Source organism: Treponema primitia ZAS-2, from assembly GCF_000214375.1.
Lineage (GTDB): Bacteria > Spirochaetota > Spirochaetia > Treponematales > Breznakiellaceae > Termitinema > Termitinema primitia.
In genome coordinates this window covers 3,223,983-3,239,862 of record NC_015578.1, presented here as the reverse complement: position 1 = coordinate 3,239,862, position 15,880 = coordinate 3,223,983, and the positions used below count along the sequence as shown (strand labels likewise).

The following is a 15,880-nucleotide window of genomic DNA, read 5'->3' as shown; positions in this document are numbered from 1 at the left end:
TGTTGGGCCCCGGGATAAAGGACATAACAACGATAAAGGTTAAGAATGAAATCCAGTTAAACATGGGCCACCAGTTTTTGGCTTAGGCCCAGGCCTAAAAAGGTAAAGCCCAGGCAGAGTAGGTTATTGAGGGCCAGGTTGATGAAAGCCGCAGAAATGTTACCGGCTAAAAACAGCCGTACTGTTTCCAGTGAATAGGAAGAGAAGGTGGTGTAGCCCCCGAGAAACCCGGTGATGAGGAAGAGCCGGAGGCCGGCGGGGACCGCGCGGGTTTCAAAAACCCCGAACAGAAACCCTATAACGAGGGACCCTATCATATTGACCAGGAGGGTGCCCGCTGGGAAGGGTGTTTTGATAAGCCCACTTATCCCCTGGGTTGACAGGTACCGTAATAAAGCGCCCATAGCGCCTCCTGCAAGAACCGATAGGTACTGCATCTTAGCCCCCTTTTTTAACAAGAACCAGTAATAGTGCGATGTCCCCCTGACGCACCCCGGGAATACGCGCGGCTTGGCCCACTGTCAGGGGCCGGACCTGGCGCAGTTTTTCTCTCGATTCCACGGAAAGGCCTGAGATGGCGGCATAGTCCATGTCCGGGGGCAGTTTTATTGCATCCATCTTGGCCCCCCGGGCGGCGGATCGGCTTTCTTTCTCAATATACCCGGCGTACTTGATGTCTAGGAAGCTCCGCTCAATCCATTCCCGGGGATAATCCGCCAACTCCGGTGCCCAGGGCAGGATGTCATCGAACTTTACCGCTGAATCGGTCAGGGCGCGTTCCAGGCTGTCCCCTGCATGGGGCAGTAATGATGCTGCGGGTCTGTTTTCCGCAGCAGCAATGGCGCCGGGAACCTTCCTGGTACGCAGCAATTCTGCGATAGCTTCGAGCCCCTGGGTTTTCTTCTCAAATCGTTCCCAGCGCACCTCCTCCGCAAGCCCTATGGCCCGTCCTTTTGGGGTGAGCCGGGTATCCGCAGTATCGTGGCGCAGCATAAGTCGGTGTTCCGCCCGGCTGGTGAACATACGGTAGGGTTCCTTTGTACCCTGGGTGGTAAGGTCGTCCACCAGGACCCCGATGTAGGCTTCCGCCCGGCCCAGGACCAGGGGGGTATCCCCCCGCAGCATTAGTGCGGCGTTGATCCCCGCTATGATGCCCTGGGCCGCCGCTTCTTCATAGCCGGAACTGCCGTTGGTTTGGCCTGCCACGAAGAGCCCGGCCATACGCTTGGATTCCAGGGTGGGGTAGAGGTCCAGGGGGTCCAGGTAGTCGTATTCCACCGCATAGGCGGGGCGGACGATCCGGGCTTCCTCCAGGCCGGCTATGCTGTGGATGAAGGCGGCCTGCACATCCTCGGGCAGGGAGCTGGAAGCGCCGTTCATATACATTTCATTTGTTGAAAGCCCCTCGGGCTCAATAAAGATGTGGTGCCGTTCCCGCTCCGGGAAGCGCACTACCTTGTCCTCAATGGATGGACAGTATCGGGGGCCTACACCGACGATCTTTCCCCCGTAGAGGGGAGACCTAAGTATATTGGCTCGGATAATTTCGTGGGTTTTCTGATTGGTGTAGGTGATCCAGCAGGGCCGTGTTGCAAGGCCGATTGGCCCCGAGCCGGGATCGCGGTCAAAGGAAAAGGGGGCTGCTTCTTCGCCCTCCTGTTTTTCCATCCGCGAATAATCCAGGGAATCCCCGGCTATACGGGCAGGGGTGCCCGTCTTGAGCCGCCCTACAGGGAAGCCCCGCCGCCTGAGGCTGGTCCCCAGTCCCAGGGCGGCCTCTTCCCCCAGCCGCCCCTGGGGTGCGTCATATTCGCCGATAAATATCTTTCCTTCCATAAAAGTGCCGGTGGACAGTATTACTGTCCGGCTGCTGATGCGGTGCCCCCGCCGGGTCACCACCCCCAGGACTTGGCCCCGTTGGCCGGAACCGGGAAGGCTTTCGCCGCCATCGTTCCCGTCATCCCCGGCTACCAAAAGGTCTGTCACAGTGTCCATAAAAATCGAAAGGTTTCCCTGGGCTTCCAGGGCGGATCTGGCGGCGGCCTGGTAGGCCTGTTTGTCCGCCTGGGCCCGGGGGGCCTGGACTGCGGGGCCCCGGGAGCGGTTGAGCACCCGGTACTGGATCATGGTTGCGTCTATGAGTTTCCCCATTTGCCCCCCCAGGGCGTCCACTTCCCGGACCAGGTTGCCCTTGGAGAGGCCCCCTACCGCGGGGTTGCAGGAGAGGGCGCCGATGCGGTCGGGGTTTTGGGTGATCAACAGGGCGGAAAAGCCGAGCCGGGCCGCTGCCAGGGCCGCCTCAATCCCCGCGTGTCCGCCCCCTACAACAATGCAATCATAATCCATTTTTCATTTTCCTATGCAGAAACGGCTGAACATGGTTTCCAGAATATCTGCGGTAGACACTTCGCCGGTGATTTCCCCCAGGGCGTTTACCCCTTCCCGAAGCAGCGGGGCGATGATGTCCAGTGGTTCCCCGGCGGCCGCCAGGGTCAGGGCTTCGTTCAGTGAAGCTGCGGCTGAATCGACAAGCTCTTTCTGCCGTGCAGTGCCCAGACCCGCAGATACTTCCCGGCTCCCGTCCCCGGATGCCTGCTCCAGCCGGGCGGCTATTTCCCGGGTCAGTTCCGGTATACCCACGCCGGTCCTGGCACTGACCGGCAGAGGGGCGGGGATATCCGGCGGTAGGGCTTGCACAGGGGACTCCGTTGTAAGTTGTGGGAGTATTTTCTCCGGGACCGATACTAAGTCGGCTTTATTCCACAGTAATACTATCTGAGTAGTATTAATATTGCTATCTGCCAGGTTGGTAAAAAACTCATGGTCCTCCGTAGTGATTCCTTCGGCGCCGTCGATAAGGTAGAGGATCAAGTCTGCCTCTTCCAGAAGCGTCCGACTCCTTTCTATGCCCAGTTTTTCTACCGGGTCTTCCGAGGCGTGGAGCCCTGCGGTGTCTGCCAGTCGTACCGGGATGCCCTCGATGGATACCCATGCCTCGATCCAGTCCCGGGTGGTACCGGGGATATCGGTGACGATGGAACGGTCCTCTTTTAAGAGCAGGTTAAAGAGGCTGGACTTTCCCGCGTTCGGCCGTCCGGCGATTACTGCAAGGGCTCCCTCGGCATAGAGCCGTTCCCGGCGGTAGGATTCAGCCAAGGTTTGCAGCCGCTTTAGGGCTTCCTCAGCCAGGGGCCGGTCCGGGAGTAAGCCCGCCGCTTCCGCCGCGTCGGAAGGGTCGGCGGCAAGGGAGAGGCCGTCATCCTCCGAATAGTCCAGGTACAGCTCGGTCCCTGCCAGGACCTGTACCAAAAGTTCTTTGACCCCTGAGATTTCCTCCGCCAGGGTACCTGAGAGGCGCTGCACCGCATGTTCCCGGGCCCGGCCGGTTTTGGCGGAAACCAGTTCCATCACCGATTCTGCGCGGGTCAGATCGAGTTTTCCGTTCATGAAAGCCCGGAAGGTAAATTCACCGTGAAGGCTGGGCCTGAAGCCCGCGCTATACAGGGTCTCCAGTACCGCCTTTGCGGCGGCAATGCCCCCGTGGCAGGAAATATCTGCGCTGTCTTCGCCGGTGTAGGTGACAGGTGCTCGGTAGATCGAGATGAGCACATCGTCAATTTTACTGCGGTCTTTCCCGATTATCCATCCGTGGACCACTGAATTCCCCGGGGCGGCAAGGAGTTTTTCCGGCCGGGAAAAAACTTCTGCCAGAAGTTCCAGAGAATTTTTCCCCGATGTCCTGATGATAGCTAGGGCGCTTTCCCCCAGGAGGGTGGCCAGGGCGGCCATGGGATCCGTGTCGCCGTATTCAGCGGAATGAAGGGCCATGGCTAATCCCGCTCCCCATCATTCTGTGAAACCTCCGTCAGGTGCAGTCGCAGAAAAACTAAGGGCGCCCCCGCAGCCGCCCAGAGGCCCAAGAGTCCGTAGCGTACAAAGCGCCCCAGTTGAAAGTAGGGGGACCCAGCTCCCCAAAGGGGCAGCCCCGAAAAGAGGGAATTTTCGCCGGGCAGGATCGTCTTGAAACCCAGGTAGATCAGCGCCGCCCCACCCAGGCCCAGGGCATACCGGGCAGCCAGGATCAGGGGAGAGGGTTTCTGTTCATCGGAATTACTGCGGGGGAAGTAATGAAGTGTTAGCCCATGGCCTGCGGCGAACCCAAGAAACAGGCCCCCAAGGCTGGAATCAGCCGGGTAGAGGGCGTTCATCCCCAGAGCAATAAGGGCCGCGGCAATCATCTGAGCCCGCAGTTTTCCTGCATTCAACAGGGCTGTTACGGGTTTTCTAAAGAAGTACCAGAGCAGGAGGATAAGCCCCCCCAGGAACCAGCCCCCCAGAATATCCGTAGGAAAATGGACACCCAGGTAGAGCCGGGTAAAGGCGATAAGCAGGACGAAAAAGATCGCCCCTCCCCAAACAGCAGCCCGGAACATCTTCCCTGCGCGGGGAACTTCGTTGCAAGTAGCGCGGGGAACTTGCCGACTAAAGTCGGTGTTGCAAGTAGCTGTCCGCCGGGAACGGCTAAGCCAAAACGCCAGGGGCAGCCAGAAGCAGAGGGAAAGCTGGGCGTGCCCCGAGGGAAAGCCGTAGCTGGGCTCAAAGACCAGGCCCACTGAGGCTTCCAGATTAAAGGGCCGGGGCTGCTTCAGCAGATCCTTGAAAAACCCGTTGATAAAGGCGGAAACCAGGATGATGAGCCCCAGCCGCAGCCCCTTCTTTTCATTGACACACCAGAAAATGAAGAGTATCAAGGGGATATAAAAATATTCCGAACCCAGGGCGGTAATACCTTTCATAAGCGCCGTAAGACCCGGGCTCTTTATACCCTGAATACCCTGGATGAAAGCTAGGCCCCAGCGGTATATGGCAAAAAACACCGGCAACCTTTCGGCGCTGCTAATGATGACGGCCCCGTTCATTTAAAAAACCAGGTGTCAGGGCTTATCAGGCAGCAGAGGGGGACCACCGCCAGAAAGCCGGATTTTTTTGTATATATCCTCATGTTTTTATTGTAACATTTTTTAAAGCGTTTGTCTTTGAGTAACATAATTGGGTCCTTTCAGAACCCATCAAAAAAGTTTATTCTCAGCCGCATCCCTGCTGCCGACTGTTCCCGAGTCGGGGGAATCTCCGGCCTGGCCATCCTGAGTATGGTGTTTATTTGCTGTTTCAAGGTATCCCTTTCAGCGCTGACCAGGATGTAACTCTCAAAAACATCCTCTTCCGGGCTTACCCCGTCTTCGGCATACAGTCGTTTCTGTACCCAGTAGCTGTCTTTCTGTTCAACGTTGCTGAAGCTTGCATCCGAACTAGCCCGTATCACGGTTTCAAAATAGCGGCCAAAGGCACCGTTAGGGTTTTCCGGAGCGTCCTTGATAAAGCGGGCCTGGATCCGGGCTGAGACCAGTCGGGGAAAGTCCCGGGTAATCGAAAAACCACTGCGCCAAAGATACAGGGCTTCCAGATTGTTCCCCTGCTGTTTGCTGACAAAGACATAGCTGTCCGCATATTCGGGCAGGTTCTCAATTCCCTGAACCCCCTGGTCGATATACAGGCTTACCCAATCAGGTGGGTCTTCATCCCCGTTTTCGTGATCGATTAGCTCAAAGGGTGGATTGTTTTCTATATATTTCGGGATAGGCCCCAGTTCAGCCAACCGCGGGGGTTCCGTGGAACAGCCAGTTGTTAACAGGACCAGGCCAATTATAATGCAGGCGCCGGAAATAACGGCGCTGGATGTTTTCATGATACCTCTTCGTTACAAGGCGGAGTCTTACAGGTCGAAGTTTTACATCAGGGTGGGGAGACAGTCTCCTCGGCAGACCCGCCGAAAGCGTCCCCCTCATACCGGGTTTGGGTAAAAGCCAGGGCCAGCTCATTCAGAATGGCCGCTTCATTACTACTATCATCATTTGTATCAAAGGACCTGGATTCTGGTTTTTTTCGGGCGCCGAGCAGGACCGTGCTATCCCCGGTGAGGGGGTTTGCCAGGGGAAGGCTAATCAAAGCGGTTTCCGAGTCCGGGTTTTCCAGGCTTAGTTTTGCGCTGAAACGGTTCGGGGCAATTTCAAAATAAATAAAAAGAGAAATATATGCGTCGGCTTCATTAAGATTCAGGGTAAGTGATTGACGGAGGGGTTCATCCTCCGTCGGGGTATCAGCCGCGGAATTCTCCGGGGACCAGTCTTTAGGAACGCCATAAGAGCTAAGTTCAAGAACCAGGGTTTCCCCCTGGGCGGACAGGTTCAGTTCCGCATTGCCGGGCAGACCGCCCCCAGCGGCAAAGGCTGCGTGAAGGATAGTTCCATCCAGAGGAGCAAGCCGGAGAAGTATCCTTCCCTTCCCCAATTCTCCCGCTGATACGGTGAAGGGTTTTCCGGGCAGGGTATAAACATCCTGGGGGCCAGTGGAAAGGCCGTAAATACCATTGTGAGGTATCCACCGGGGTTTTTTATCAGCCAGGGTCTGGAGCTGTTTAGCCGTATCCCCGGGCGCCTTGGTATCCTCCAGGTTTCCCCAGAGTTGATACCAGTTGGTAAAGGTCCCCGCCTTTTCATCAAAGTACTTAAGGCCCCGGACTTTCGTGGAAACCGGCAGGGACAGGGATTTAAACTTTCCCAGCATGTTTGCAGGCAGCCGGTCACCGGGCAGCAGGGGAAATACTTCGGCCCGGATATTGAGTAACCCGGGCTGTTCCGGAGTTTTCCAGAGTATATAATTTGCCCCGGCGGATTTTCGGCCCTGGGCAATTATCTTCTTGCCGTACTGCCAAATTATATAGGGGTCCAAGCGTTTATCCGCGCTGATCTCGGTTTCCAGCACCACGTTGATCCCCGGCGGAATAAGGCTCTTTCCCACATTGGTCGCAGGGAGGTAACTTTGGATTTCCCCCAGGGTAAAGTCCGCATCTGCAAGAAAATAAATGGGCTTGAAACTTCGGTAGAGAACCTCCTGGTCCCCCATGACCTGGAAAACAATATTGTACTGGCCTATATCAAGTTCTTCTAAGATTTGAAAGGCCGGTAGGTACTGCTCCAGGGTCTTAACCAGTATTATCTCATCCTTATATTCCCGGCTCCCGGTACTTTGTTCTTCTGTCCGGGGTGGATTGGCGTCGCTCTTCGGGGGCGGATCCTGAACTTTGGCCTCCGCGGCGGATACCGAATCGGGGGAAGCTTCGCTGGAAGTACCGGACTGTCCGGCTGCCTGTACCATAATAGAATCCCCGGGCTTGTCCCGGTTCTCCCCGGCGGCTTGTGCCGTATCAGGAACAGTGGGGTTTTCTCCGCTGGAAGTACCAGACTGTCCGGCTGCCTGTACCGTGAGTGGGTCGCCGGCGTTATTTCTGTTCTCTCCAGCTGCCTGTACCGGCTGAGTTTTTCCGGGGGAAGCTTCGCTGGAAGTACCGCCACCCTGGGCGCCGTGGCTGATGTCGGTTTCCGCGGGGAGCTTTCCGGTTGAAGCCGGTGCAGAAAGTTTCGCAGGGGGCTCTTCGATTGAAACCGGGGCTGAAAGTACCGCCGGGGGAGGATCCTTCAATCCCCCGGAATCAGAGACCTTGGATGGGGGCGATTCAGAGGGCGTCTCGGGATCAAGCGGGTTCTGAACATCGGTTTCTGTGGGGAATTCGCCGGCTGAATCCGGCGCCGGAACTTCCGCCGGAAGATTGTCGTCTAAAACCGGCGCCAGAACTTCCATGGTTGAATCCGGCGGCGGAACTTCTACGAGGAGCTTCGCTGGGGTTTCCTGGGCCGGGTCCTGTTGATCCTTGGAATCATTGGAAATCAGGTACTGTACTTTTCTGCTGACCGTGGTTCCTCCGGAGTTCTGAACAAAAACGATCAGTCCCCGGATATCCGGATCATTGGTCACAGAATTTTCAAAAAAGGGGCGTATGCTACTGCTGTGGTGTACAATTGAGTATTCATCCAGGGTATGGTCGTTGTCCACCCGGGCGTTTACCCGATAGGTTCCCTGGGAGGGAAATACCGCATCTAACTCGCCACAACCGGCAAAAAGAACGGCGAGTCCTGTAGTAATAATAAATAACAGAAACCGACGCACAGATATACCTAAAATAAGTATACTATAAATTTACAGACTTAGCTACGGATATTTACTTAAATTCGATACATAAGGGCGCCCATAAAAACTGCTTGGTTTTTAGAGGCGCCCGAAAGTATAAACTTAAGCCTGCCCGGCAGAACCCAGGACATTGACGTTTTTATGGGCATAGAGCTTCTTGAGCTCATCCCGGGCCGGCCCCAGGTACTTCCGGGGGTCGAATTCATCCGGTTTTTCCGCAAAAACCTTGCGGATAATGGCGGTCATGGCAAGGCGGCCGTCGGAATCGACATTGATCTTGCATACCGCGCTTTTGGCGGCCTGGCGGAGCTGTTCCTCCGGGATACCCACCGAGTCGGTCAGCTTGCCCCCGAATTTTTCGACGATCTCCACATATTCCTGGGGCACCGAGGAGGAGCCGTGGAGGACGATGGGGAAGCCGGGAAGCCGTTTTTCGATTTCCGCCAGAATATCAAAGCGCAGGGGAGGGGGAATCAGGATGCCGTTGGGCCCCCGGGTGCACTGTTCGGGCTTAAATTTGGTCCGGCCGTGGCTGGTACCGATGGAAATTGCCAGAGAATCGACCTTGGTCTTCCCCACAAAGTCCTGGACCTCTTCGGGCTGGGTATAGTTGCTGTGTTCGGAGGAAACATCGTCCTCAACCCCGGCCAGAACCCCCAGTTCCCCTTCCACGGTCACATAATCCTTCTGGGAATGGGCAAATTCGCAGACCTTCTTGGTGAGCGCCACGTTTTCATCATAGGGAAGGTGGGATCCGTCGATCATCACCGAGGAAAAGCCCGTCTCAATACAATCCTTGCAGAGTTCAAAGCTGTCCCCGTGGTCCAGGTGCAGTACGATGGGGATATCGTAGCCCAGTTCATGGGCATACTCCACCGCGCCTTTAGCCATATTCCGGAGCAGGTTTTGGTTGGCGTATTTCCGGGCCCCTGCAGAAACCTGGAGTATAACCGGCGATTTGGTCTCCACGCTGGCCTGAATAATTGCCTGCATTTGCTCCATATTGTTAAAGTTATACGCCGGAAGCGCATAGCCGCCTTTTACTGCTTTCTTGAACAGTTCAACGGTATTCACCAAGCCTAATTCTTTATAACTGGTCATGTAAAACTCCTTAAAATCAGATATGCATTAAATAGTATGCCATCCCGGGGGCTTGGTCAAGGAACCGGCGCCCAGGGGAGTTCGCTGGACGGCATTCTTGGATTGTTGTATTTTTCTTCTATCCTCTTGATTTCTCCTCTAAGCGCCGCTATGGTTCAGTAATGGGGTTTAAGGGGCTTATAAAGGGCCTGGTCATTGCTGTTCTGGCTCTGGTGGTAGTTTTGGGCCTGGGGACGGGGATGTTTTTCCTCCGCTCGCCGGTGCTGATGGTGATCGGGGATGAATTTACCGGGCTCTATGGGCTTAAAAGGACCCGGGTTGCCCAGATAGAGAGTTCCCTCAAGCTGTTCCGGCGGGTAAAAATCGTGAGGATCGTCGATGGGTCCGCCCCGGATATGGTGGCCTTCGCGGTGGAAGCGGCGGCATCAAAGCCCTATGCGGCGCTCTTTGCCTACAGTTATTACCAAGGAGCCGGGCGTTATGCGGAACAGTTTCCCGAGGTTCCCGTGGGGGTGCTGGGGGGAATCAAGCGACCTGATACGGCGTCGGAAAGGCTGGTTTTTGTGGAAACCGACAGGGAGGGCGATTTTTACCGGGCAGGGCTTTGTGCTGCCCGTATCGCCCTTTCAGAACAGCCCGAAGGGGGCGGAAACTCCGGTTCTGGGGGGAGAATTCTCTTTATTACCGGAGATTTGATTACCCGGGCGCACCGTGAATCCTTTTCCAGGGGGCTAAAAGACCAGGGGTATGATGAAATGCCCCGTTTTGCGGATGCCGGGGGGAATTTTACCGGCCTCAGTGGTATTTCCTGTGCAGTAATGACTGCCCCGGCGGAATTTTATCTGGATAAGGACCTGACTATTCCGGTTATCCTCTTTTCCTGGCTGGATCCCGCAGCGACGGCCCGGGAAGTCAAGGTGATATTTGATGATTCTCCCTGGGCTCTCGGGGTAGAGACGGTGAAGATGCTGGTCCGGGGGGAAACGGTTCCCCTTCCTTCGAAAATCCTGGCCCTTAAGGATCGGTTTGCAAATACCAGGGTATGGAGGGATATAAAAAAAACAGCCTTGGCTAAAGATATTCATTAAAAGGTAAAATTATTTTGTAAAACGCCGATTATCTTATTAACTCTAAGCGAAAACCCCCGTAGAGAGGTTTGACAAAGGCGCGACAAGGAAATATAATGTTAGCTGACCTGATTTTCCTAAAAGATGGAAAAAGGAGTATTTGATGAAACAGGGTAGTTTCAAAGCTGTATGCTTCGTACTTTTGGCATTGATTGCGATAAATGCAGCTTTCGGAGATGAAAATACCATTAATAGCACATCCGTAATCTTGGAGAGCTTTGATGGTGATTCCGAATATGATTGGAAGGTTATGGGCAGCAAATTTGCTACTAAAACCGACGACGCCTCATGGCCACAGTCCACGGTTATTTCCGCCTGGCCCCAGGCCCTTTTCGGCATCAACCGTGAAGGAAAGGACCTGAAGAGCCTTGGCCTTTGGGGCCGTTTTGACCGTCAGGGCTTTAACTGGGTAGACGTGTATCCCGTTACAAAAGGCGGGGATGAGCCGGCTGAAATCCCTATTCCCGGCCGGATTCAGTATTTTGATCTCTGGGTGTGGGGTTCCAACCTTGATTATACTATAGAAGCCTATTTCCGGGATTACCAGGGAGTTATCCACACCCTTGAGATGGGGCATCTCAATTACCAGGGCTGGAAGGATCTGCAGGTCCGGGTCCCGGAGCGCATTCCCCAGCACAAGCGGGTACTTCCCCGGCTGGCTGCCCTGACCTTTGTAAAATTCCGTATCTGGACCCCGCCCTGGGAGCAGGTAGCCGATTTCCGCATTTATTTCGATCAATTCAAGATAGTTACGGATACCTTTGAAAGCCTCTTTGATGGGGATGAGCTGGCACTGCCTGAGCGGGTCCAGGAACTCTGGAACGGCAATAATTAAGGAGGCGGGTAAATGAAACGATATATTATCATAGCTTTGTTGATATCCATAGGCGGTCTTGCCTTTGCGCAGCAGGAAGAAGTGGGCGGAACCAACACGGAGCGGCTTGGGATCGATGCCGCCCAGCAGAAACTGAAGGAAGTTTCAGTTGAAAAATTCGAGCATGACGGGTTTTGGCGTTCCTCTATGTCTCCCGATCAGGGGTATACCACCACCCGCCTTTTTGAGGGCGGTCCCTTGGGGAAGAAACCCATCCCGGAAGAAGAGGGGCTGAATATTCCTGACCGCTATGTGTTGGGTACCCGGGTTGACTACCTCCACCGTGGTTATAGCAGCTTTATTATGTACCCGGTTCGCCCCATTCCCATTGAGGGCATTACCAAGACGATTTCCCTCTGGGTGGCGGGCCGTAACTTTGACCATGAACTGCATATTCTGATCCAGGACTTTTTCGGCCGGAACTTTGAACTGTATGTGGGCAAACTGAATTTCCAGGGCTGGAAACAGCTGACCGTGGCGATTCCCCCCCAGGCTATGAACGGTTGGAGCGGCATTGTTCAGCGGAATTATCACTACAACAACCAGATGGGGATTAAAATAGTTGGTTTCCGGGTCGATGTAGACCCCATGGAAGCCCAGGGAAGCTATTACGTCTACCTGGACGATGTCCGGGCGGTAACCGACCTCTTTGCGGAGGACAGCCGGGACCCCGACGACATGGTCGATTCCTGGTAGTATACCCTGTTCAAGAAAAAGCCGCCCGGTTGGGCGGTTTTTTTATGCATGAATGCCGAAGAAGATAAACCGCGGTTCTCGCGGTTAAATTTCTTATATTGCCAAATTCCTTCAAATGCCCTAAACTATAACCATGTCAGGTCCGGTAAGCGTCGAAGCGGAAAAAACACATTATACCTACGCCGATTACCTTGAATGGGAAACGGACAAGCGCTATGAGCTCATGGACGGGGAGGCTTATATGATGGCTTCTCCCTCGGTAATCCACCAGCGGATCAGCATGAGCCTCACCGTTCAGTTTGGTTCTTTCCTTTTGGGGAAACCCTGTGAAGTATTTGCCGCGCCCCTGGATGTACGCCTTTTCCCCCGGGAAGACCATAGTGACGATACGGTATTACAGCCGGATCTGTTCGTGGTATGCGACAAAACCAAGCTCTCTAAGGGTTCCTGTGACGGTGCGCCGGATCTGGTGATTGAAATTGTTTCTCCGTCCAATACCGTAAAAGAGATACTCAAGAAATTTAATTACTATCTGGACGCCGGGGTACGGGAATATTGGATTGTCGATCCTGATAATAAAACGGTACAGGTCCATATCCTGAAAGATGGGCACTATGTATCCGGTATATACAAAACCGGTGCTATTCCTGTTTCAATACTACCGGGATTGGAGATAGCTATCACCTCCTTTTGGGAAGAAAATCCTGCATAATCACCGTTAAGAAAACTCCAAAAAGGTGACAGCTACCTCATTTCTGCTCAGTTACCAACGCTTTTAGGCGCCTCGGGATGGTTGGGGCCGAAGCTTTTGATGAGAACCAGGGGTTCCACCGGGCTCTGGTTGCTGATTACCACACCTTTTTTCGCTGCGGGCTCGGAGACGTAGAATTCGTCGGCGCTCTGTTGGCCGAAGCGCAGCATGGTGGGGGACTCGCAGATGTGGGGGCCCAGTTTTCCGTGGCCCTGGGTCAGGATAATCCCGTGAACCACCGGCTCCTTCAGGGTGACGGTCTTTCCGGGGAATATGGTGAGTTCCTTGGCGCTGAAATAGCCGTCGTTGGCATAGGAGACCCACTTTTCTTCATAATCGGCGTTGGAGCTTATTACAATGGGCGGGCGGCCGAAGTGCTTCTTGTAGTGGGGGTCGATGTTCTTTTCCCAGTCCAGGAGACTGAAGATGTACTCAATGTCGTCTTTTTTGTCCTCCGGGCATTCGCCGTTCAGGAAGTTCCGGGGGAAGATTTCTCCGGAAACCACATTTTCATGGACCGAGTTGACATCCCCGTTCCAGTTTAATTCAAAGGTCAGCACGGATCCCGGGGCGTGGATGACCCCCGGAGGGGAATACCAGCCGCTGCCCAGCTCTATGCGGTAGGCCCGGGAAAGCTCGGTGATCCGGTTGTCCCCCTTGTTGTAGTCCAGGAGCCGCTGCTTTACCTGTTCCGGTTTGGTATCAGGATCATAGCCAAAGTAGGTGGCGTCCATTTCGCCGGAATGGCTGGCAAACTGCCGGGGAAAATAGTAACACTCAGGCTTGCCCAGCTTGCCCACCCGGGCGGCATCCTCAAAGCCCAGATGAAGGTGATGGAACAGGGGTGTGGTGAGGTCGTAGAATTTTGAGAATACCGGCCAGCCGCCATATTTTTTCATGAGCTCTTCGCCCACCAGGTCGGCGCCCAGGACTTGGATCGCTTCTTTCAGGCTGAATTTTTCATCGCTCCCAAAGTCTACGGCCACAAAGCTCAGGCCTTCCTCGGGACCTGCCAGGGGGCCGTTCTGGGCCACATTGGTGGAGGTCATCCACCGTTCCTTGATGGAACCCCGCTCCAGGCCGTAGGCGTAGTAATCATCCGGGTGCAGTCTGAGGCGGTGGCCCGCTTTTCCAAAGGGCCGGGGAATAAACGCGGGGTTCAGGCGGAAGATGCCCTCGCCGCGCTGTAGGGTCTTTTCGATTAGAGCTTTGTCCATGATGGGCCTCCTGTATGGGGGTAGTATAGGTACGGGGTTGGGGATTTGTCAATGTCGATATTATGTATAGCTTTATCGGCCAGCCGTGCGGATATAATCCGTTTGTTTTCTCCGCGCTCTGTATAAACTGTAAACAATATTTTCCCATACATTCCTATTGTTTGCCAGCTCTCTAACGGTATAGTCTGTTATTTTTGGGTATCTTTTTCTAAATGAGGCACAGTCCCGTTTTGGTATCTTTTTCGATGAGGCACTGCGTGTCGTAGACAAAGGGCGGAATTTCTACTATATGTTTCGTATCCTGCATTTTGGTTTTTGACAGTCTGCGAATTCTTCCGCTTCCGGGCAGGCAGCAGAGGGAACAGGGTTCGCATAAATGATAATTGCTTATAAAAAAAGGAGTTATGGGATGAAATGGGAACTATGCTTCTGTGAAATCGGATTTCAGAGAGGGGTTCGCGAAAAGTGGCAAATAAAGCATTGTGGGATAAGGAATTATATGGGGGTGTATTTTAACCAATGACCTGAATTAAAAGGGATTGCGACTTAAGTAAGCCTTTTTTACTGGTAATTTTTCGGCCAATTTTAACCAATGACCTGAATTAAAAGGGATTGCGACGTTTACGTGATAATATATATTTTACATTTTTATGGATTTTAACCAATGACCTGAATTAAAAGGGATTGCGACTTCATGATATCCGTCAACGTTGAATGGTTATACTTATTTTAACCAATGACCTGAATTAAAAGGGATTGCGACTTGAACCCCACGTTGTTATGTTCAACGGTGCCTTCAATTTTAACCAATGACCTGAATTAAAAGGGATTGCGACTTGTGCAATCTGACACGCTTGTCTAGTTTTTGTGATTTTAACCAATGACCTGAATTAAAAGGGATTGCGACTGTTTACACGGTAATATACAATTTGAGTTTCCCGTATTTTAACCACTGACCTGTTTAAGGGATTAAACTGCCCCCTGTAATGCCTAGCAATTCTCTTTTTAGCCACCAATAGATGGCTCTCTTCTTTGGGGCATTTCGGAGGCCTCCCGCAATGCCCGCTTGTACCCCGCATGCCCGGGTGGTACAATACCCACATGAAGCTGTTTTACAAAAAAATCAGATTCACCCTGGCTTTTGCGGGGGAGTTACGGTTTCCTGTGCCTCCTGCGTTTGTCTTTAGAAGTATTATTGGTGCTCAGCTGCACCGGATTTGCTGCATCGCCCATGGCGTTAAGTGCCCGGATTGTATGTTTAGCGGGACCTGCGCATACGGGTTTGCTTTTGAGTCAATCCTGCCCAGGGATAACCCTGTGCTTTCAGGGCGGGATCGGATTTCCCATCCGGTAATAATTGAAACAGAGAGTTTTCTTGAAAAACCCGGGGATTCCCTGGGCTTGTACCTTATTTTTTTAGGGCCGGCGATTAAATACCTGCCCTATTTTTTTTATGCCCTCAAGAAAGGCGGGGAGGCGGGGATCCTGAGGGAACGGGTTCCTTTCAGGGTAACCGGGGTTTTCGATGATGGCCATGAACTGCTGGAGGATGAGGAAACACTTAATACCCGCTTTGAGCCCGATGTTTGGGAATATGTCCCCGGAGACGGCGCGGTGAAGCAGAGGCGGCTGATGGTACAAATGCTTTCACCCCTCAGGTTTAAGGTCCAGGGCCATTACGATGACAGTTTTAGTGCGGCAGATTTTGCGCTCTGCCTTCACCGCAGGACCCGTACCCTCTGCTCCCAATACGGCGTTGTCCATGACAATGATGTTGAGGGAGGATATTATTTTTCGGAAGCATGGGCTATAAAAGAAAGAAACTTGGTATGGCGGGATTTTGCCCACTATTCGGCCCGGCAGCGGAAAACTATGCAGTTTGGGGGGCTTACGGGCAGCATGGTCCTGGAAGGGGCTTTTTCGGCCTATGAATATGCCTGCCTGGGGTTTGCGGAAATTTTTCATGCCGGGAAGAATACTAATTTCGGATTAGGTAGAGTAACTGTTTGGGCAAAGGAAGGTTGAAAAA

13 protein-coding genes and 1 CRISPR repeat array are annotated in these 15,880 nt (G+C 53.6%); of the genes, 5 read left to right on the top strand and 8 right to left on the bottom strand.

Annotated elements, in window-relative coordinates; all coding sequences use genetic code 11:
* Positions 1-56: 56 nt before the first annotated feature.
* The 7 genes from crcB to TREPR_RS13975 all read right to left on the bottom strand — a co-directional run bounded on the left by crcB (position 57) and on the right by TREPR_RS13975 (position 9,186).
* A complete protein-coding gene (crcB, locus tag TREPR_RS14005; RefSeq protein ID WP_041611216.1) occupies positions 57-437 on the bottom strand; it encodes a fluoride efflux transporter CrcB in 381 nt (126 codons plus the stop codon).
* Position 438: 1 nt separating this feature from the next.
* Positions 439-2,346, bottom strand: coding sequence for a tRNA uridine-5-carboxymethylaminomethyl(34) synthesis enzyme MnmG (gene mnmG, locus TREPR_RS14000; RefSeq protein WP_015708991.1), 1,908 nt, complete (start codon positions 2,344-2,346; stop codon positions 439-441).
* Positions 2,347-2,349: 3 nt separating this feature from the next.
* On the bottom strand, positions 2,350-3,828 hold the full coding sequence (gene mnmE, locus TREPR_RS13995; RefSeq protein ID WP_015708990.1) for a tRNA uridine-5-carboxymethylaminomethyl(34) synthesis GTPase MnmE: 1,479 nt from the start codon (positions 3,826-3,828) through the stop codon (positions 2,350-2,352).
* Between the two features lie 2 nt (positions 3,829-3,830).
* Positions 3,831-4,919, bottom strand: a complete 1,089-nt coding sequence (locus tag TREPR_RS13990; RefSeq protein ID WP_041611215.1) for a phosphatase PAP2 family protein — start codon at positions 4,917-4,919, stop codon at positions 3,831-3,833.
* 140 nt (positions 4,920-5,059) lie between these two features.
* The gene (locus tag TREPR_RS13985) at positions 5,060-5,746 is read right to left on the bottom strand and encodes a hypothetical protein (RefSeq protein ID WP_015708987.1); all 687 of its coding nucleotides are present in this window, start codon (positions 5,744-5,746) and stop codon (positions 5,060-5,062) included.
* A gap of 47 nt (positions 5,747-5,793) precedes the next feature.
* Positions 5,794-8,064 carry a lipoprotein gene (locus TREPR_RS13980; RefSeq protein WP_015708986.1) on the bottom strand — a complete coding sequence of 757 codons (2,271 nt, stop codon included), beginning with the start codon at positions 8,062-8,064 and terminating at the stop codon, positions 5,794-5,796.
* A 123-nt stretch (positions 8,065-8,187) separates the two neighbouring features.
* Positions 8,188-9,186 carry a class II fructose-bisphosphate aldolase gene (locus TREPR_RS13975; protein ID WP_015708985.1) on the bottom strand — a complete coding sequence of 333 codons (999 nt, stop codon included), beginning with the start codon at positions 9,184-9,186 and terminating at the stop codon, positions 8,188-8,190.
* Between the two features lie 161 nt (positions 9,187-9,347).
* Here TREPR_RS13975 and TREPR_RS13970 point away from each other — a divergent pair, with 161 nt between their 5' ends.
* From TREPR_RS13970 to TREPR_RS13955, 4 genes are all read left to right on the top strand, one after another.
* Complete coding sequence (locus tag TREPR_RS13970) at positions 9,348-10,274, top strand: hypothetical protein (RefSeq protein ID WP_015708984.1); 927 nt, start codon at positions 9,348-9,350, stop codon at positions 10,272-10,274.
* Between the two features lie 142 nt (positions 10,275-10,416).
* Complete coding sequence (locus tag TREPR_RS13965) at positions 10,417-11,148, top strand: flagellar filament outer layer protein FlaA (RefSeq protein WP_015708983.1); 732 nt, start codon at positions 10,417-10,419, stop codon at positions 11,146-11,148.
* A gap of 12 nt (positions 11,149-11,160) precedes the next feature.
* Positions 11,161-11,883, top strand: coding sequence for a flagellar filament outer layer protein FlaA (locus TREPR_RS13960; protein ID WP_015708982.1), 723 nt, complete (start codon positions 11,161-11,163; stop codon positions 11,881-11,883).
* Positions 11,884-12,016: 133 nt separating this feature from the next.
* Positions 12,017-12,595: a Uma2 family endonuclease gene (locus TREPR_RS13955; protein WP_015708981.1), complete on the top strand. Its 579-nt coding sequence runs from the start codon at positions 12,017-12,019 to the stop codon at positions 12,593-12,595.
* A gap of 47 nt (positions 12,596-12,642) precedes the next feature.
* Here the strand turns inward: TREPR_RS13955 and TREPR_RS13950 are convergent, their stop codons facing one another.
* A complete protein-coding gene (locus TREPR_RS13950) occupies positions 12,643-13,851 on the bottom strand; it encodes a cupin domain-containing protein (RefSeq protein WP_015708980.1) in 1,209 nt (402 codons plus the stop codon).
* 509 nt (positions 13,852-14,360) lie between these two features.
* A CRISPR array of direct repeats spans positions 14,361-14,758; the repeat unit is 37 nt; unit sequence ATTTTAACCAATGACCTGAATTAAAAGGGATTGCGAC.
* A gap of 194 nt (positions 14,759-14,952) precedes the next feature.
* Between TREPR_RS13950 and cas6 the strand changes: the two genes are divergently transcribed.
* On the top strand, positions 14,953-15,876 hold the full coding sequence (cas6, locus tag TREPR_RS13945) for a CRISPR system precrRNA processing endoribonuclease RAMP protein Cas6 (RefSeq protein ID WP_148257320.1): 924 nt from the start codon (positions 14,953-14,955) through the stop codon (positions 15,874-15,876).
* Positions 15,877-15,880 lie beyond the last annotated feature (4 nt).